Raw genomic sequence first — 18,727 nt, 5'->3', positions numbered from 1 at the left:
GCTCAAGCCATGGGCCGACGCCGCCGGCCCGGCCCCGGTCTCAGTTCGAGGTGACCGTGACCTTCTCGTCGTTGTTGAGCTGCTCCACGAGCTTCTTGACCTTGGCCTTGTCCCAGACCAGGTTCCCGCCCTTGCTGCCCGAGATCGGGATGTTCATCGACGTACCGTCGCCGCCCGTGACGCCCTTCATCGCGAAGAACATCTGGCTCAGCGACCAGAGGGACATGTCCTTGTCGACGATCAGGGTGTCCAGGCCCGCGCCCAGCGTCGGGTAGAGCTTGAACGGGTTGAGGATCGTGCCCGGCGTGGCCGTCTGCGAGGCCAGGGCCGCCAGGAACTTCTGCTGGTTCTTCGTACGGTCCAGGTCACTGCCCGCGAACGCGTACCGCGTGCGGACGAACGCCAGCGACTGCTCGCCGTCCAGCGTCTGCTTGCCCGCCTGGAAGTCGGCGCCCGACTTCTCGTCCTTGAAGGCCTTCGGGATGTCGAGTTCGACACCGCCGATCGCGTCCACGATGTTGGCGAAGCCCGCGAAGCCGATCTCGACGTAGTGATCGATGCGCAGTCCGGTGTTGAACTCGACGGTGCGGACGAGCAGTTCGGGCCCGTCCGTCGCGTACGTGGCGTTGAGCTTCGTCTCCCGGCCGGTGGCCGGGAACATCTTCCCGGACTCCGAGCCGCGGAACGACGGGATCGTCACGTTCGAGTCGCGCGGCAGCGAGACCAGCGTCGGGCCGTTCGAGCCGTCGTGCAGGATCATCATCGAGTCCGTGCGCTTGCCTTCCGCGCTGCCCGTGTGGAGGTCCTTCTTCTCCTCGTCGGACATGCCCTCACGGCTGTCGGAACCCACGATCAGATAGTTCGTGCCGTCACCCGAATCCGGCCGCTCGATGACCTTCGAGAGATCGACCTCGCGCTTGAGCTTGGAGTCGGCCCAGAAGTACGTGCCTATGGAGACGGTGAGCACGACGACAACCACTGAGATCGCGGTGATCTTGATACGGCGCCGCCAGTCCGGTGCGTGGTCCGGGGGGTATCCCCCGCCGTTGTTGTACGAACCCTGCGGGGGCACGCTCGGCGGCCCGCCCCGGCCCCGGTCGGCCGGGGTGCCGTAGACCTGACCCGTGTTGTAGTCGCTGTTGTACGGGGGCGGGTCGTACCCCTCGTCGTACCCCTGCGACGGCTGCTGGGGGACGGCGCGCCGCTGCACGTGGGGCATGGCGCGCGCGCCCTCGGGCTGCGCGCCCGCGCTGCCGCGTCCGTAACGCTCGCCGCCACGGTCAGCGCGGTCGCCGTTCCATCCATCGTTCATGCCGACCAGTGTGCGGCTCGGAGGTGTCGCGCATACAGGGGTGGAGGAAAATCACAGCATGCCTGTTGCCAAGCTGATGCAATGCGACCCGTGACGACCCGTGACGGACCCCCGCATAGGGTGGAGGGCATGACAGACCAGGCCGTCCGCCCCGAGACAGATATTCCGGGTAAGCCCACCTCGGCGTCCCGCACCACGCTCAGCCACATCATGACCGGCAGTGACACCAACCTCCTCGGCACGGTGCACGGCGGCGTGATCATGAAGCTCGTCGACGACGCGGCGGGCGCGGTCGCGGGCCGGCACTCGGGAGGGCCCGCGGTCACCGCGTCCATGGACGAGATGGTCTTCCTGGAGCCGGTACGGGTCGGGGACCTGGTCCATGTGAAGGCCCAGGTCAACTGGACCGGCCGGTCCTCCATGGAGGTCGGCGTACGCGTGCTCGCCGAGCGCTGGAACGAGTCGACCCCCGCCCAGCAGGTCGGCAGCGCCTATCTCGTCTTCGCCGCCGTCGACGCGGAGGGCAAGCCCCGTCCCGTACCGCCGGTGATCCCGGAGACCGAGCGCGACAAGCGGCGCTACCAGGAGGCGCAGATCCGGCGTACGCACCGGCTCGCCCGGCGGCGCGCGATCAAGGAACTGCGCGAGAAGCGCGTCGCCGACGGCATCGACGACTGATCGCATCGACGGCCGACGAGGTCCCGTCCGTCGTTACGGGCACACCACCTGGTCACCCGTGACAGCCCCGAACTCGCCCTGGTGCGCGTCCTCCGCCCGCACCGACCGCACCGCCTTGTAGTCCGTTCCCGCCATCACCTTCAGCGTCGCGCCCTGCCGGGGCACCGGCCGCAGCTCACAGCCCGGCAGCGCCGTCGCCAGGGACTTCGCCGAACGGTCCCAGCGCGGGTCGAACAGCACCTGCGTACGCGACACCTCGGGGCCCGTGTGGTTCAGCGGCGCCCGCGTCGTGTTGAAGCCGGTCCCGCGCAGGGCGCCGTCGACGCGCTGGCCCAGTCCGTCCCGCCGCGTCGCGTTGTAGACCTGCACCCTGATCTGCTGCGGCGACACCTCGACCATCGAGGCCGGCGGCCGCTTCGGCCCCTGCGGCCCGCGCCGACCCCCGGGGGACGGCGGCGTCAGCGGCTTGTCCTCGCGCAGCGCCCGGAAGAGCTTCTTCGACTTCACCGGGTCCCACTTCAGCGTCGAGCCGATGCCCTTGACCGGGAAGCCACCGGCGGTGACCGGCACCGACGTGAACTCCGACGACGCCGGGGTGAAGTCGCGCATCGCCTCGCCGAGCGCCAGCATCTCCTCCGTACCGAAGCCCTTGTCCGCCCGGACCGAGTCGAGCATGGTCGAGGTCACCCCGCGGAGTTTCACCGGGTTCAGCAGCACACCGCTGCTGGTCGCCTGCTTGATCAGCGCCGCCATGAAGCGCTGCTGGCGCTGCATCCTGCCGAGGTCGGACGAGCCGTCGAGATAGCGGGACCGTACGTACTGGAGCGCCTGACCGCCGTCCAGCTTGTGTGTCCCGGGGTTGAGGTCGAGGCCGGTGTGCGAGTCCTTCAGCGGCTTGGCGGTGCAGATCTCCACCCCGCCGAGCGAGTCGACCGTCTTCATGAAGCTGGTGAAGTCGACCTCCAGATAGTGGTTGATCTTCACGCCCGTCATGCTCTCGACGGTCCTGACCGTCAGATGCGGGCCGCCCTCCGAATACGCCGCGTTGAGCTTCACCGGGTGGGGTCCGTGCTTGTCGCCGGTGGTTCCGTCGGTGTGCGACGGCAGTTCCGCGTAACTGTCGCGCGGCAGGCTCACGACGCTCGCGCGCTCCCGGTCCTCCGAGATGTGCACGAGCATGATCGTGTCGGTGCAGCGGCAAGGGGCGCCGCCGAGCCGGTACTTCTGCCGCTCCTCCTTGGTGATCTTGTCGCGGCCGTCGGTGCCGACGAGGAGGATGTTCATGCCATGGCCCCCGTCGGGGCGGTTCTTCATGTCCTTGAACGGGTCGACCCGGCCGATTCCGGTGTCGAGACTCGTCACGATCGCGTGGCCGATGCCGCCGGCGCCGAGCACCAGTACGGAGAGGGTCGTGGCCACCCGCATTCCCCAGCGGGGCCGCCCGTTCCGTCGTCGGCCGCGAACCGTCCGGGCCTTTCGGACGTTCCCGGTGCTCCGGGCGTTCTGGGTGTTCCGGACGCCGGTCTGCGACGGTCTCGGCCGGCCGGCAGGCCGGGGCCGGGGGGAGCGGGGTGGTGTGGGCACGGGGGACACCTCCGCGGGTGACGGGAACGACTGGACTGCCGGGTTACGGGGCGAAGGGCGGCCGAGGGACGCAACGTAGGCCCATACGATCAGCAGCCTTGCGCTGAGCCCGCCCGACGCGCGTCGCAGTCCCCCATTCGCGGTAACGTGGCGTTCGAGTAACCCGTCTCCCTGACGCCCGAAGGACCACATGCCTGCCCAGCCCCCCGCCGTCTCCGTGATCATGCCGGTCCTCGACGAGGAACGGCATCTGAGGAACTCCGTCCAGCACATCCTGGAGCAGGAGTACGACGGCGAGATGGAAGTGGTCATCGCACTCGGCCCGTCCACGGACCGTACCGACGAGATCGCGGCCGAACTCGTACGCGAGACGGCGGACGCCCGCGCCCGCGTGCAGACCGTGCCCAATCCCACCGGCCGCACGCCGGCGGCGCTCAACGCCGCCATCAAGGCGTCCAAGCACCCCGTCGTCGTACGCGTCGACGGCCACGGCATGCTCTCGCCGAACTACATCGCGACCGCCGTACGGCTCCTGGAGGAGACGGGCGCGCAGAACGTCGGCGGCATCATGCACGCCGAGGGCGAGACCGACTGGGAGCACGCCGTCGCCGCGGCGATGACCTCCAAGATCGGCGTCGGCAACGCGGCCTTCCACACGGGCGGCAAGGCGGGCCCCGCCGAGACCGTGTATCTCGGTGTCTTCCGACGGGCCGCGCTGGAGCAACAGGACGGCTACAACGAGGAGTTCATCCGCGCCCAGGACTGGGAGCTGAACTTCCGGATCCGGGAGGCCGGCGGCCAGATCTGGTTCTCGCCCGAGCTGCGGGTCCAGTACCGGCCGCGGCCGTCCGTCCGGGCGCTCGCCAAGCAGTACAAGGACTACGGCCGTTGGCGCCATGTCGTCGCCCGCTTCCACTCGGGCTCGATCAATCTGCGCTACCTCGCGCCGCCGGTCGCGGTCTGCGCCAACGCCGCGGGCATCGTCGTCGGCCTGGCCTTCACGCCGTTGGCGCTGATCGTCCCCGTCGGCTATCTCGCCGCGATCGTCGCGGGCTCGATACCCGCGGGCAAGGGCCTGCCCCTCAAGGCACGGCTCCAGATCCCGCTCGCGCTCGCCACGATGCACATGTCGTGGGGGGTCGGCTTCCTGACCAGCCCGCGCTCGCTCGCCAAGAAGGTCATCGCGAGCCGCCGCCCGGCGGTCCAACAGAACGCCTGAGCAAGGCGGTTACGTACGTACGAGAGCCACGTACGAGAGCGACGTACGACAGGTTGCAGTACGGAAGGAGCCCCGGGCGACGCGCCCGGGGCTCCTTCTCGTACGCGGCCTCCCGGCTACCAGGTGAAGCCGGGCTGGATCTCCATGCACTTGCTCTCGTCGGCCCCGTTGAGCGCCCGCGCCGTGTCCGGCGTCTTGTTCTCGTCCTTCGCCGCCGCCTTCGGGTACGTGTCACCCGTACGCCAGTCGGCGCCCACGACCAGCGTCACACCCGACACGTCCGTCGACTTCTTCGCCGAAGTGACCGGAATGCCGAGGGACTTGGCGACCGCCTGCGCGTCACCCTCCAAGTCGGCGCTGGGGTAGAGGACTTCGGTACGCGCGGTGGGATCGAGCGTGGCGTCCGACACGGCCTTCGGGTAGCCCTTGCCGACGAGCAGCCCCGCCACCGCGGTGGCCCGCTGCGGCGTCGGCGCCTGCGTGTCGCTGCCCGTGCCGTTGCGTACGAGCACCCCGGTGTCCGCCGGGGCCGCCGCCGGGTCCTTGGACTCGGCCGGGGGCTTGCGCTTGGACGCCTTGCCGTCGAGCGGCACGTCGTCGCGGACCATGGTGAACAGCTGGTCGGCGTCGCCCGGCTTCGGGAACACCCGCCCGGCCTCGGTGCCCGTGCCGTACACGTTCGGCATCGTCGCCATCGTGATGCGCTTCGTGGGGACCTTCTTGAGCTCTTCCGCCAGGCCGTAGAGCTTGCTGACGCCGTCGATGCCCTTGTCGACCGTCAGCGCGTCGGTGGCCGCCTCGGCGAGGCTCATCAGCTTTCCGGGGTCGGTCAGCTTGGCGCCCTTGCGCAGCTCGCGGACCATCGAGTTCATGTACATGTGCTGGGCGTGGGTACGGGCCAGGTCGCTGCCGTCCTCGAAGCCGTAGCGCGTACGCAGCCACTGGAGGGCCTGCTCGCCCTGGATGATGTTCTCGCCCTTCTCCAGCTTCAGCCCGGAGCCCTTGCCCTCGGCGTTGCGTGAGTGGACGTTCTCCTCGACGCAGACCGGCACGCCGCCGATGGCGTCGGCCATCGACACCACACCCGCGAAGTCGATCATCATGAAGTGGTCGATGGTGATGCCGGTCAGCTCGTACCAGGTGGCCACCGTGCAGCCGGGACCCCCGCGCCCCAGGCTGGCGTTGGTCTGTATGTTGCCCGTGCTCGCCGGGTAGACCTTCTTGGTGTCCGGGTCCGTGCACTTGGGCATCTTCAGCATGGTGTCGCGCGGCATGCTGACGACCGACATGTTGCTGCGGTCGGCCGAGACATGGAGCAGCATCTGTACGTCGGCCAGAGGCGCGCCGCCGAAGGTCTCCTTCGCGCCGCCCAGGTCCTGGTTCGCCTTGGTGTCACGGGCGTCGGAGCCGATGAGCAGGATGTTGAGCGGGGTCTGGCCCGCGGAGTTGGCCTTGTGGTCGGCCATCGGCTTGTCGCCGAGCGTCAGGTCTTCCTTCTTGAGCTTGCCGTCGAGATGACGGTAGTAGAGGTATCCGGCGCCGGCCGTACCGAGTATCAGCAGGGCGAGGACGGAGGAGACCCAGCGCAGTATTCGGCGCTTGCCGCGCCGGTTGCGTGGGCGTGCGCCGTTGCGGCGGGGACGGCCTCTTCCCTTCCTGCCGGAGCCGGAGCCGGAGCCTGTGCCGTCGCCGGAACCGGAACTGGAGCCGTCGTCCGAGCCGGACCCGGCGTTCGCGTCGCCGCCTGACGAGCCGTCAGGACCGCCGGCAGCGCTCGCGCCGCCCGCGCCGTCGTCCTCGTACAGACTGTCGTCCCAGCCCAACTCACCGGCGTGCGGGACACTTTGTCGCGTCCCATGTCTGTGCATGCTCTGCCCCACCCCGTGCCCCTACCCCTGTCGCTCAAGCGCTCCGCGTGAGCCGGCGTTCCGGGCATACCGGAGCCGGTCTCACTTGGCGCACACTTGCTTGTCCGCTTCCACCTTCTGTACGCCCTCCGGCGCCTTCGCCGGACCGGTGATGGGCACCCCCGCGCCCTTGAAGTCCGCCCCGAGGGTCAGCGTCATCGCCTCCAGCCCCTCGGCGTCCTCCTTGCCCGGCTTCATCGCCGTGGCGGGCAGGCCCATCATGTCCGCGAGACGGCGGGCCTGGTCGGCCTGGTTCGGCGCGTACTCCAGTGACGTCTTGTCCAACTCCGCAGGCGCGTTGCCCTTGTTGGTGGACTTCGGTACGCCTTCCTCGTTCTGCAGCCAGGCGAGAGTCTCCTGGGCAGAACCCTGCGGCCCGCCGCCGTTGAACACATCGACCCTGACATCGGCGGCGGCCGCCTTGGTTCCCTTGAGAAGCGCCGCCTGCTTGCTCTTGGCGTCCTTCTCCTTCTGCTTCACCTCGGTGAGAGAGGTGTCGCTCTGCATCATCGCGAACAGCGGTTTCGCCTGCGCCTCGTTCACCACGACCGTCGCCTTCACGACTTCGGCCGGGTTGTCTATCACGGGCAGCGTGGTGAAGGTGATGTTCTTCGGGTTGACCTTGGCCATTTCCTTGCCGAGGTCGCTGAGCTTCTGGATGCTGCCGATACCCGTGTCGACCGTGAGCGCCTTCGTCGCCGCCGACGCCAGGTCCCACAGCTTCGTGGGGCTGGTGAGCGTCTCGCTGGACTTCATCTTGCGGATCAGCGAACTCAGGAACTGCTGCTGGGTCTGGATCCGGTCCAGGTCGCTCTCGTTGCCGAAGCTGTGCCGCGTACGGACGAAGGCGAGAGCCTGCTCGCCCTCGATGACGTGCTTGCCCTTGCTCAGCTTCAGATGGGAGTCGGGGTCGTCGACGTCCTTGGCGACGCACACCTCGACGCCACCGACCGCGGTCGTCAGCGTCTTCACCGCGTTGAAGTCGGCCATCATGAAGTGATCGACCTTCAGCCCGGTGAGTTCCGTGACCGTACGCATCGTGCAGCCCGGGTCCCGCTCGGACTGGCCGAGGCTCGTGTTGAAGCGGACGCCCTGCTCGCCGGGGACGATCTTCTTGCCTTCCTCGGTGTTCGTCTCGCAGTCCGGGATGTCGGTGATCAGGTCGCGGGGGATGGAGAGCGCGGTCGCGTTCGTCCGGTCCTTGGAGACATGGAAGAGGAACGTGGTGTCGGCGTGGCCGACGCTCGCCTTGTCGCCGTAGCCCTCGTTGCCGGCCCCGGTGCGCTTGTCGGTGCCGATCACCAGGATGTTGACGGCCTGGTCCTTCTTGAAGCCGCCGCTGCCCGCGCCCTCGACATCGATCGTGTTGATGTTGTTGTTGAGGTCCTGGTACACGTAATAGGCGGCGCCGGCCCCGCCGATGAGGACGAACGCCGTGATGCCGCCCGTCCAGCCGAGGATCTTCTTCTTCCGGGACTTGGGCGGCGCCTTGCGCTTACGGCGGCCCGCTGCGGCGGACGCGGCGTCGGCGTTGTTCGCGGCGCGGCGGCCACGCTGGCCGGGTACGTCCCGCCGGGACGTACCCGAAGCGCCGGTGGAACCTGAGGAGTTACGGGCGCGGGGAACACGCGCCCCCGCGTCGTCGGCCGCGCCGTCGGTACCCGTACCCGCACTCGCACCGGCGCCCGCTCCCGCGGCGCCGGGCGCCCTGCGGTCTCTGCCGGAACGGCCTTGCGGCGCACCGTCCGTGGGTGGCGCGTTTCTGGACCGGCGAGGGGCGCCCTGCCCGTTTCCCGCATCGCGAGAAGGGGCGGACGACTGCCCTTCGGAGTGGTTCAGTCGCAATTCGTAATTGCCGGTCTGCGGGTTGAGTACCCACTGGTCGGCGGGGTCGATCCCGTCCGACTGGCCACGGCTATGCGCATCCACGGTTGCTTGAGTCCTCCGTCGGTGCCACGCGAAGCGCCTCTTCCCCCAAAGGCGCTCGGTCTTTCGATCCGGCAGTGCGCGACCTCTCGGTCCGACCGATGTACCGGATCGCGTCACACTATCCGCCCAGTTCAGCGTCCAGCGACGCCAGTGACAAATTCGACTCCTCTTACAAGGGGGCAATCTGCCCAATCGTCATAGACTGCCGACCAGTCCTTGGTATTGCCTTTACTCACACAGGCCCGCGGCGGCATTTGTGCCCGGGAAAGTCGGAGTCGGAGTGGCACTCGACGGTCCCGTGTCGTCCGGCTTTCCATCCGTTTTCGAACTTCCCCCGTCACGCTGTGTGTTCTCCTCGGCCTGCTTCTCCTCGGCCGACACGACCGAAACGGGCTCGTCCTTGCGCAACTGCGTGAACAGGCGCCCGGCGTCCGGCTGTACCAGCTCGTCACGGTTCGGGTCATTCACATAAGGCTGTCGCGGTACGGTCAGGAACTGAACCTTTTCCGTCGGTACGTTCCGCAGGCCCCGCGCCAGGTCGTACAGATCCCGGAGGGTATTAAGACCGGGGTCGGTCGTCAGAGACTTGGTCGCCGCGTCCAGTACCGGATACAGCCGCGTGGGATTGAGCAGAACACCGTTGCTCTGCACCTTCCTGACGAGCGAACCGAGGAACTGCTGCTGGCGCTCCATGCGTTCGGTGTCGCTGCCGTCGCCGATGGTCTTGCGGGCCCGTACGAAACCGAGGGCCTCCTCACCGGTGAGGGTCTGCTTGCCGGCGGGCAGCTTCAGATGCGCGTCGACGTCGTCGACGGGCTTCTTGAGGCAGACCTCGACGCCGTCGACCGCGTCCACCATGTCCTTGAAGCCGCTGAAGTCGATCACCATGTGATGGTCGACGCGGATGCCGGTGAGCGTTTCGACCGTACGGATCGAGCACGCCGCGCCGCCGAACTGGAACGCCCAGTTGAACTGCGCTGACTGCTTCTTGGAGCGTCTGCCGTCCGAGGTCTGGCAGCTCGGGATCTCGACCATCAGGTCGCGCGGGATGGAGATGGCGGTCGCGCTCTGCCGGTCGGCGGCGAGGTGCAGCAGGATCGTGGTGTCGGAGCGCTGCGAGCCGCCGTCGTCGCGGCCGTACTTGCCGTTGCCCGCGCCCGAGCGGGTGTCGGAGCCGATGAGAAGGATGTTCTTCGCGTCGACGGCGATGGGTTTGGGGCGTTCCTTCTCGTACGTCCGCAGCTCCGCCGCGGCGGTCGTGTCCGTGGTGATGTTGCTGTCGAGCTTCTGGTAGAACCACCAGCCGACACCGGCGGCGACGAGGACGACGACGGAGGTGGCGAGCGCGGTCCAGCGGAGCCAGTGGCGTTTGCGCGGGGCGGCGGGGTCGAGGTCGGGGTCTTCGGGGTCGGCGCCGTCGGGGATCGCGACGGCCTCGGCCTTGGGGACGACGGAGGCGGCGGCTACGGGCTCGTCACTCCGGCCCGTCACGTCTGCCGCGTCTGCCGTGTCTGCGCCGTCTGCCGTGGCCTCGGACGGCTCGGAGGGCTCGGAGGGCTCGGACGGTGCGGCCTTCGGCTCGCTCTTCGAACCGGCCTTGGCCCCGCCCTTCGGTTTGCCCTTCCCCTTCCCCGGTCCCTTCTTCTTGCTTCCGTTGCCACTGTCGTTCGCGGTCGTGTCGCCGTCGGACCCGGGCGACGCGGTCGGCGGCTCGTCCTCTGCCCGGGGGTCCGGTTCGGGCGGCGTGCCAGCACTGTCGGTCACGGCGGAGTCCATCCTTCATGGCGTCGGCGGCGCACGGCTCCGCCGGTTTCAGGGGTAGACGGCTGAACCGCGCGCTTGGTTGTGCACTGAACTAGATCTACCGACGATCATCTACCGGAGGTGGCGTTCCACGCCGGAACCCGTCGGACCATCAGGTCACCGTGTCGCCGCGGGAGGTGGTCACGTACCTCGTACGCCGTCCCCTGACACCGTCCTCCTACGCCGTGCCGTCGGCCGTGCCGGTGACCCGCTCGCTCTCGATCCGCTTGGCCAGTCCGTCCGCCGGCAGCCGGTCCAGATTGCGGCACAGCACCACCGACGAGCCCGCCGCGAGCGGCGCGTACAGCCCGGCCGAGAGACCGTCCCAGGTGTCGTACGGCCTGCCGGACAGCAGCCGGGCGCCGGGGGCCGTCAGGCCGAGGGCCGTGGCGTCGGCGCGGGCCCGCTCGACGATCTGGGCCGCCGTCAGTTCCGTACCGGCGACGACGAGCGCGGGCGCGTCCGGGTCCACCGGCTCGAACGGGGCGAACCGGTCGCCCTGGCCGGGCACCTCCACCGCGTAGTCGGTGAAGCCGTCGGGCGGCTGCGGGAAGCGGCCGCCGAGCGGGCGCAGCGCGAGCGCCAGCCGCTCGCCCCGGCAGGCGCGGGCGGCGTCCAGCGTGTCGGGACCGGTGACGACGAGGTCCGCGCCGGCCGGGTCGCCGCCGATCTCGACGCTCACCCCGACCGAGGAGCAGGCGAGCAGCCAGACCGCGGTCTGCCAGTGCGCGGGCAGCAGAAGCGCGAGCCGGTCGCCGGGCGCGGCGGCGAGGTCGCCCTGGAGGAGGTTGGCGGTCTTGGACACCCAATTGGCGAAGGTGGCCACGGACAATTCCACGCGTTCACCGGTGGCATCGTCGTAGAAAGTGACCAAGGGGCGGACCGGATCCGTGGCGAGGGCGGATCGCAGCAGGTCGGCGGGGGTGCGGTCGCTGGCGTTCACGTGGGCAAGGGTACGCGGGGCGACCGGGCGCACACCGCCGTACCGGTGACGCCGTCCACCGGTTGGTCCGATGGCCCGTCAGTTTCCGCGGGTGCTCCCGGAAGGCGGGCCCGGCCGGCCGGCCGCACGATCGGGATATGCGTGCATTCCTGTCTTCCTCGATCGGCGTCGCCTGTGCCGCGGCACTCGTACTCCCGCTCTCCCTGCCCTCCGGGGCTGCGGCGGCTCCCCGGGACGCTCGGACGGGTTCACCCGTGCCGGGCTCCACGGAGTCGCTGCCACTGATCCCGCTCGGGTCCGAACGCTCCTCCGGTGTCGCCACCGAGCAGGGGCTGCCCCAGCGGGACGTCCAACCCTTCTCGCTCGTCGGTGTCGTCTGGGACGACGCCGACGCCGAACTCAACGGCTCGGTCCAGGTCAGAAACCGGTCCGCCGAAACGGGCGACTGGTCCGGCTGGCAGGACCTGGAGACGCACAACGCCGAGCACGGCGCCGACCTCGGTACGTCGGAACGCGACTCCGGCACCGTGCGGGGCTCGACGGCGCCGCTGTGGGTCGGGGCGTCGGACGGTGTCCAGGTACGGGTCCAGGGGCACGACAACCCCGACGCCGACCCGGACACCCGCCCCGCCCGCGCGTCGCTGCCGCACGGACTGAGCCTGGAACTGGTCGACCCGGGGGAGGCGCCGGAGCAACTGCCGGTGACGGAGGCCGACGCCTCCCGGGGCCAGGCCGTCCCGACGGACTCCGACGACTCCGCCGGCTCAGCCGACTCCGGCAAGGCGACCACGGGGGCGGGGAGCGCCACGGGCGCCGTCGCCAAGCCGTACAAGGCCCCGCGCCCGAAGATCATCTCGCGCAAGGGATGGGGCGCGAACGAGAAGCTGCGCGAGAGGCAGCTCGGCTACACGAAGACGGTGAAGGCCGCCTTCGTCCATCACAGCGCGACGGGCAACAACTACACCTGCAAGCAGGCGCCCTCCGTCATTCGCGGTATCTACCGCTACCACGTGACGAGCAGCGGCTGGCGGGACATCGGCTACAACTTCGCCATCGACAAGTGCGGAAACATCTACGAGGGGCGCGCCGGTGGCGTGACGAAGCCGGTCATGGGCGCTCACACTCTCGGTTTCAACACGAACAGCACGGGCATCGCCGTCCTCGGGTCGTACTCGACGACCAACCCGCCCGCGGCCGTCACGACGGCGGTCGCCAAGCTCGCGGCCTGGAAGCTCGGGCTGCACGGGATCAACCCCAAGGGCAAGGTGACGCTGACGTCGGCGGGGAGCAACAAATACAAGAAGGGCAAGAAGGTCAGCATGAACGCGATCTCGGGCCACCGGGACGGGTTCGTGACCGACTGCCCCGGCAACAGGCTGTACAGCAAGCTGGGCGCGGTGCGCGTATCCGCCGCGAAGTATCAGGGACGCTCCTAGACTGGCTGGTCACCCCCTGCACGGGGGACCGTCGTCCCCAGCAGGAAGCAGAGACGAACAAGGTGACTGAAGCGATCCTCCTGGTCGGCGGCAAGGGCACCCGGCTCCGGCCGCTCACGGTGCACACGCCAAAGCCGATGGTCCCGGCGGCCGGCGTCCCGTTCCTCGCACACCAGTTGGGACGGGCGCGGGCCGCCGGGGTCGAGCACATCGTCCTCGCGACGTCGTATCTGGCCGAGGTGTTCGAGCCGTACTTCGGAGACGGCTCGTCGCTCGGCCTGCGCCTCGAGTACGTCACCGAACACGAGCCACTCGGCACCGGCGGCGCGATCCGCAACGTCGCCTCCCGGCTGGACTCCGGACCCGACGACCCGGTGCTCATCTTCAACGGCGACATCCTGACGGGCCTCGACATCGGCGCGCTGGTCGACACCCACGCGTCGTCGGGGGCGGACGTCTCGCTGCATCTGACACGGGTCGACGACCCGAGGGCGTTCGGGCTGGTGCCGACGGACGACGACGGCCGGGTCACGGCGTTCCTGGAGAAGCCGCAGACACCGGAGGAGATCGTCACCGACCAGATCAACGCGGGGGCGTACGTCTTCCGCCGCTCGGTGATCGACTCGATCCCGGCCGGCCGCCCGGTGTCGGTGGAACGCGAGACGTTCCCGGGCCTGCTGGAGTCGGGGGCGCATCTGCAGGGCATGGTCGACTCGACGTACTGGCTGGACCTGGGCACCCCCCAGGCCTTCGTGCGCGGCTCGGCGGACCTGGTCCTGGGCGTGGCCCCGTCGCCCGCTGTCCCCGGCCGCTGCGGCGACCGCCTCGTCCTCCCGACGGCCACGGTCGCCCCGGACGCGAAGCTCACGGCGGGCACGGTGATCGGCGCGGGCGCGGTGATCGCGGAGGGCGCCCGTATCTCGGGCAGCGCGATCCTGGACAACGCGGTGATCGGCCCCGGGGCGGTCATCACGGACTCCCTGGTGGGCGCGGGGGCGCGCGTGGGGGCCCGTACGGCACTGTCGGGCGCGGTGATCGGCGACGGCGCGACGGTGGGCCCGGACAACGAACTGCGCGCCGGGGCGCGCGTCTGGTGCGACGTCACACTCCCGCCCGCCTCGATCCGCTTCTCGTCGGACGAGTAGCGCTTGTCGCTCGATCGCCGGACGGGCTCACTGAGCCCGCCCGGCGGCCGTACTGAGCCCGTCCGGCGATTGAGGACAAACGCCCGCCCGCCGCGTAACCGCCCCGGCACGGGGGCCCGGGAGGGGTGCGCCCCGGAAGCTCCGGACCGCCCGGAGGGCCGGTGCGTCGGCTCCGGCCCTGCGGATCGTTCACGGCGCCGCGTAACCGCCCCGGCACGGGGGTCCGGGGGCCTGCCCCCGGTTTCGGGAAGGGGCGGGGTAGGGGAGAGGCCCCGCTCCGGCACCGCCTACCCTCGTCACAGACCCCGACCCCCGAGGACCCCTGTGGCAGGCCGCTTCGCCCCCCGAACCTGTACGACCGCCCTGCCCGTCCCCCGGACCGGCGGCGACGGCAGCGGCGAGACCGCGAAGACCCGACTCTGGACCCCGCCGGGCGACGCCTTCGAGTTGGGGCTCGTCCTCGGGCCCCTCCGCCGCGGCCCCGCCGACCCCACCTTCCGTACCGCCTCCGACGGCTCCGCCGTCCGCGCCACCCGGACGCCCGCCGGGCCCGGCACCCTGCGGGTCAGGGCCGGCGACGGGGGCGTGCGCGCCGAGGCGTGGGGCCCCGGGGCCGACTGGCTGCTGGAGCGGCTGCCCGAGCTGCTCGGCGCGTCGGACGACCCCGCCGCCTTCGTCCCGCGCCACCGGCTCCTCGCCGCGGCCCAGCGCCGCCGCCCCGGCCTGCGCCTGTGCCGTACCGGCCTCGTCCTGGAGTCGCTGATCCCGTCGGTCCTGGAGCAGAAGGTCACGACGATCGAGGCGAACCGCTCCTGGCGCCATCTCGTACGGAAGTACGGCGAGCCCGCGCCCGGCCCGTACGGCGACTCACCCGACGGCCGTCGCGACCGCGGCATGTACGTCATGCCCGACCCCCGCACCTGGGCCATGATCCCGTCCTGGGAGTGGCACAAGGCCGGCGTCGACTCCAAGCGCTCCGACACCATCGTGCGCGCGGTCCGCGTCGCCCGCCGGCTGGAGGAGGCTGCCGCCATGGAGCCCGAACTCGCCGCCGCCCGACTGGAGTTGATCCCCGGCATCGGCCCGTGGACCTCCGCCGAAGTACTTCAGCGGTCGAACGGCGCCCCGGACGCCGTCACCGTGGGCGACCTCCATCTGCCGGGCATCATCGGCTACGCGCTCGCCGGCCGCCCCGACACCGACGACGCCGGGATGCTCGAACTGCTGGAGCCGTACGCCGGGCAGCGCCACCGCGCCGTACGGCTCATCCTCCTCACGGGCCGTACGCCACCACGCCGCGCCCCCCGCATGCCCGTCGGCCGAATCGCCCACCTGTAGAGCCTGTGGCGCGCGCCGCCGGAGCCGTGCTCACCGCACCTCGATGAAGTCCTCCGGCGCGCGCCCCGGCCTGCTCCTCGGCTCCGCCGCCGCGTGCCCGACCGCCACCGCGCCCATCGGGTCCCAGTTCGCGGGCAGTTCGAGCACGTCCCGTACGACATCGCGGCAGAACATCGTCGACGACACCCACGCGGAGCCGAGCCGCTCACCCGCCAGCGCCACGAGGAAGTTCTGCACACCGGCGCCCGTCGCGACCACGAACATCTCGCGCTCTGCCGTGTCGCGGCGCTCGTCCCCGTACGTATGCGCGCCGTCCGCCACCAGGCACGGCACCACCAGATACGGCGCGGCGCGCAGCACGTCCCCGCGCCGCACCCGCTTGGCCACGGACTCCTCCGACTTGCCGTCGCGGCGCAGGTCCGCGATCCACGCGTCCCGCATCGCGTCGAGAAGCCGGACGCGCGACTCGGGCGACTCCAGCAGGACGAACCGCCACGGCGTCGTGTGATGCGGCGCCGGCGCCGTCACGGCGGCGGCGACCGCGCGGCGCACCGCGCCCGGATCGACCGGCTCGTCGGTGAACTCCCGGACCGTACGCCGCTGGGTGACCGCTTCCCGTACCGCCTCGGACGTCCCGAGCCGGAACATGTCGTCGGCCGCGACCCGCACCATCGCCCGCGCGCCGTCCGGTGATTCGCCCACCAGCCGGGCCAGTCCGGTCACCACCGCCACCGGCAGTCCGGCGGCCTTGCCCTTCACCAGGTCGCCCGCGGCGGCCAGTTCGTCGGCGAGAGCGACGACCGTCGCGCTCAGCGGATTGCCGTGCGCGTCCGTACCGCCGCGCAGATCGTCCAGGACCCGCACTCCCGCCGCGCCGATCGCGACGTCCGTCAGCCCGTTGCGCCAGGGTCGGCCGAAGGTGTCCGTGACGATCACACCGACGTCCACGCCCAGCGCGTCCCGCAGCCCGTCCCGGATCGCGCGGGCCGAGGCGTCGGAGTCCTCGGGCAGCAACAGCACCGTCCCCGAAGGGGTGTTGGACGCGTCGACACCGGCCGCGGCCATCACCAGACCTTGCCGGTTCTCCACGATCCGCAGCGGTCCGCGCCGCGCGACGACGCGGACGGTCTCCGCGTCGATCGCCGCCTCGCGGTCCCGCGCCTCGACGATCCTGCCCTCGGCCTTGGACACGATCTTCGACGTGACGAGGAGGATGTCCCCGTCGGCCAGACCGGGCCCCGCCGAGACGATCAGCTTCGCGAGATCGTCCCCCGCGCGAACCTCCGGCAGCCCTTCGAGCGCCCGCACGCTGTACGACAGAGCCTCGGGATCGCCTTCGTAGGACGCTTCGTAGGACGTCACGTCCGCACCTCCTCGGCCAGCGCCAGCGCCTCACGCGCCATCGCGGTGGTCGCGGCCAGGTCCGTCATCATCAGCGGTACGGCCCTGCTGCGGATTCCCGCGCCCTCGATCTCCGTGACGGAGGCCGCGTCCACCGTGTCGACCAGCCAGCCGTCCAGCAGCCCCGAACCGTAGTGCTGCGCCACGGCGGTGGCCGTCGACTCGACGCCGATCGCCGCGAGGACCTTGTCGGCCATGCCGCGTACGGGCGCGTCCCCGACGATCGGCGAGAGCCCGACGACCGGCACCCCGGCGTCGGCGATGCCCTCGCGGATCCCCGGCACGGCCAGGATCGTGCCGATGCTGACGACGGGGTTGGACGGCGGGAAGAGGATGACGTCGGCCTGGGCGACGGCCTCCAGCACGCCGGGCGCCGGCTTGGCCTGGTCGGCGCCGACGGGCACGACCGCGTGGGCCTCCACGGAGGCGCGCATCTTCACCCAGTACTCCTGGAAGTGCACGGCCTTGCGCTCGCCGGTGGGGCTGTCCGGCACGTCGACGGCGACGTGTGTCTCGACGCGGTCGTCGGACATCGGCAGCAGCCGCACCCCGGGCTTCCAGCGCGCGCAGAGCGCCTCGGTGACCGCGCTCAGCGGATAACCGGCGCCCAGCATCTGTGTGCGGACGATGTGGGTGGCGAAGTCGCGGTCGCCGAGGCCGAACCACTCGGGCCCCACGCCGTACGCCGCGAGCTCCGCCTTGACCTGGAACGTCTCGCCCTCGCGCCCCCAGCCCTGCTCTTCATCGATGCCACCCCCGAGGGTGTACATCACCGTGTCGAGGTCCGGGCAGACCTTCAGCCCGAACAGATGGATGTCGTCACCGGTGTTGCCGATCACCGTGATGTCCGCGTCCGGCGCGGCCTGTTTGAGGCCACGCAGGAAACGGGCACCACCGATACCGCCGGCCAGAACCACAATGCGCATGCTGTGCAGTTTGTCAGGCGGGTACGACATCCTGGGCCGCCGGGGCGCACCGGGCGGAGTGCATCGGCATCTCGGTCAGACCCGGGAAGTAGATGTGCAGACTCACGGCCGGTTCGAGCGAATCGTTGACCACCTCGTGGACGTATCCGGGGGCGAAGACCCGCTGCGCGCCGCCGCCGAGCGAGCGGCTGGCCGTCTGCGTACGCTCCGTCAGTTCGCCGTCGAGGACGGTCAGGACGCCGGACGAGCGGCCGTGGTCGTGCAGGCCGCTGCGCTGGCCGGGCACCCAGGAGAGCAGCCACACCTCGTAGCCGGGGCCGGCGCTCAGCCGGTGGTACCAGCGGCTGGTGGCGTCGTACCGGACGAGCGTGGCCCACCGCGCGCGGTCGGCGGCGATGGCACGGGCCAGACCGGCGAACTCGGCCACGGTGCCGGGATGCTCCCGCGCGGGCTGGAGAAGGTGCGGCACCTCAAGGAGGTCGCCTGCGATCTGAAGGTCGCTGTCGCTGTTCATGGGTGTGGAGGTTCCTCGGCAGAAGGCCTGAGCGAGCTACGGGAGGTGAGCGGAGATGCGAGAAGCGCGAAAACGCGGAGACGGTGCGAACGGGGCGAACGATGTGTTCGGCCGGAGCTTCAGTGGCTCAACAGCTCGGACAACAGGAACAGCAACAGCGGGCCTGGACAGCGCTGCGGAATCCACGGGTGTGGATCGCGTACGAGGCTGAGTTGACCGGCATGCATTCAAAGGTGGCGGGAACGGTTCCCGCTTGTCAACTCAATGACCGATTTGGCGGCAATGTTTCACCTCATCCGGTTACTGAGTTCGGAGAAAGGTTTGTGCAGCCGCTGACGTGGAGACATGGCGCAGCAGCCGTGCTCGCAAACACCGTCGCGCTGCCGTGATCGGACTGTGATTCGGATCGCTTCCGTGGCTGGATCGCAACACCGACGAGGCTCCTGACGTCTCCCTCGGGGAGGAGTGGATGCGGGCAGGCCAGTGGCATGTGTCAGGTTTTTGGTGATTTGAACACTTTCCGCATAGCCTTGGTTCCGCAGAGTGAATACCGGGACCAATAGCAGATCTCGGCTTGACTGGCTCGTATCCG

15 protein-coding genes are annotated in these 18,727 nt (G+C 70.2%); 6 read left to right on the top strand and 9 right to left on the bottom strand.

Translation table 11 applies throughout. From position 1 onward, the window contains the following. Positions 1–40: 40 nt before the first annotated feature. On the bottom strand, positions 41–1,312 hold the full coding sequence (locus tag ACFT9I_RS22110; protein ID WP_382566645.1) for an LCP family protein: 1,272 nt from the start codon (positions 1,310–1,312) through the stop codon (positions 41–43). A 129-nt stretch (positions 1,313–1,441) separates the two neighbouring features. Between ACFT9I_RS22110 and ACFT9I_RS22105 the strand changes: the two genes are divergently transcribed. Beyond that, positions 1,442–1,990, top strand: coding sequence for an acyl-CoA thioesterase (locus tag ACFT9I_RS22105; RefSeq protein ID WP_382566644.1), 549 nt, complete (start codon positions 1,442–1,444; stop codon positions 1,988–1,990). 33 nt (positions 1,991–2,023) lie between these two features. On the opposite strand, the gene ACFT9I_RS22100 is transcribed toward ACFT9I_RS22105, so the two are convergent. Next, positions 2,024–3,415 (bottom strand): LCP family protein, encoded by a 1,392-nt coding sequence (locus ACFT9I_RS22100; protein ID WP_382566642.1) that lies wholly within the window; start codon positions 3,413–3,415, stop codon positions 2,024–2,026. Positions 3,416–3,764: 349 nt separating this feature from the next. Between ACFT9I_RS22100 and ACFT9I_RS22095 the strand changes: the two genes are divergently transcribed. Continuing rightward, positions 3,765–4,793, top strand: a complete 1,029-nt coding sequence (locus tag ACFT9I_RS22095; protein WP_382566640.1) for a glycosyltransferase family 2 protein — start codon at positions 3,765–3,767, stop codon at positions 4,791–4,793. 116 nt (positions 4,794–4,909) lie between these two features. Here the strand turns inward: ACFT9I_RS22095 and ACFT9I_RS22090 are convergent, their stop codons facing one another. The 4 genes from ACFT9I_RS22090 to ACFT9I_RS22075 form a co-directional block, all read right to left on the bottom strand. Then, positions 4,910–6,661: an LCP family protein gene (locus tag ACFT9I_RS22090; protein ID WP_382566638.1), complete on the bottom strand. Its 1,752-nt coding sequence runs from the start codon at positions 6,659–6,661 to the stop codon at positions 4,910–4,912. Positions 6,662–6,742: 81 nt separating this feature from the next. Then, entirely contained in the window at positions 6,743–8,629 is a 1,887-nt protein-coding gene (locus ACFT9I_RS22085; protein ID WP_382566637.1) for an LCP family protein, read from the bottom strand. A 228-nt stretch (positions 8,630–8,857) separates the two neighbouring features. Further along, positions 8,858–10,405, bottom strand: coding sequence for an LCP family protein (locus ACFT9I_RS22080; RefSeq protein WP_382566635.1), 1,548 nt, complete (start codon positions 10,403–10,405; stop codon positions 8,858–8,860). A 205-nt stretch (positions 10,406–10,610) separates the two neighbouring features. Further along, a complete protein-coding gene (locus ACFT9I_RS22075) occupies positions 10,611–11,375 on the bottom strand; it encodes a TIGR03089 family protein (RefSeq protein WP_382566634.1) in 765 nt (254 codons plus the stop codon). A gap of 137 nt (positions 11,376–11,512) precedes the next feature. Here ACFT9I_RS22075 and ACFT9I_RS22070 point away from each other — a divergent pair, with 137 nt between their 5' ends. The 3 genes from ACFT9I_RS22070 (at position 11,513) to ACFT9I_RS22060 (ending at position 15,294) form a co-directional block, all read left to right on the top strand. Then, positions 11,513–12,811: a peptidoglycan recognition protein gene (locus ACFT9I_RS22070; protein ID WP_382566633.1), complete on the top strand. Its 1,299-nt coding sequence runs from the start codon at positions 11,513–11,515 to the stop codon at positions 12,809–12,811. Positions 12,812–12,873: 62 nt separating this feature from the next. After that, complete coding sequence (locus tag ACFT9I_RS22065; protein ID WP_382566631.1) at positions 12,874–13,956, top strand: sugar phosphate nucleotidyltransferase; 1,083 nt, start codon at positions 12,874–12,876, stop codon at positions 13,954–13,956. Between the two features lie 324 nt (positions 13,957–14,280). Continuing rightward, a complete protein-coding gene (locus tag ACFT9I_RS22060; protein WP_382566629.1) occupies positions 14,281–15,294 on the top strand; it encodes a DNA-3-methyladenine glycosylase family protein in 1,014 nt (337 codons plus the stop codon). 30 nt (positions 15,295–15,324) lie between these two features. Here the strand turns inward: ACFT9I_RS22060 and ACFT9I_RS22055 are convergent, their stop codons facing one another. Genes ACFT9I_RS22055 through ACFT9I_RS22045 form a run of 3 tightly spaced genes read right to left on the bottom strand, consistent with a single transcriptional unit; the run spans position 15,325 to position 18,135 of the window. After that, entirely contained in the window at positions 15,325–16,656 is a 1,332-nt protein-coding gene (locus ACFT9I_RS22055) for a coenzyme F420-0:L-glutamate ligase (RefSeq protein WP_382566627.1), read from the bottom strand. Then, positions 16,653–17,621: a 2-phospho-L-lactate transferase gene (cofD, locus tag ACFT9I_RS22050; protein ID WP_382566625.1), complete on the bottom strand. Its 969-nt coding sequence runs from the start codon at positions 17,619–17,621 to the stop codon at positions 16,653–16,655. Before cofD ends, ACFT9I_RS22055 begins: the two co-directional genes overlap by 4 nt. A gap of 13 nt (positions 17,622–17,634) precedes the next feature. After that, on the bottom strand, positions 17,635–18,135 hold the full coding sequence (locus ACFT9I_RS22045; protein ID WP_382566624.1) for a cysteine dioxygenase: 501 nt from the start codon (positions 18,133–18,135) through the stop codon (positions 17,635–17,637). Positions 18,136–18,257: 122 nt separating this feature from the next. Between ACFT9I_RS22045 and ACFT9I_RS22040 the strand changes: the two genes are divergently transcribed. After that, positions 18,258–18,524 (top strand): hypothetical protein, encoded by a 267-nt coding sequence (locus tag ACFT9I_RS22040; protein ID WP_382566623.1) that lies wholly within the window; start codon positions 18,258–18,260, stop codon positions 18,522–18,524. The last annotated feature ends 203 nt before the right edge of the window (positions 18,525–18,727 follow it).

Source organism: Streptomyces sp. NPDC057137, assembly GCF_042670825.1.
In the GTDB taxonomy this organism is placed as follows: domain Bacteria; phylum Actinomycetota; class Actinomycetes; order Streptomycetales; family Streptomycetaceae; genus Streptomyces.
The sequence above is the reverse complement of the archived record's forward strand: the minus strand, read 5'-3'. Positions and strand labels throughout refer to the sequence as shown.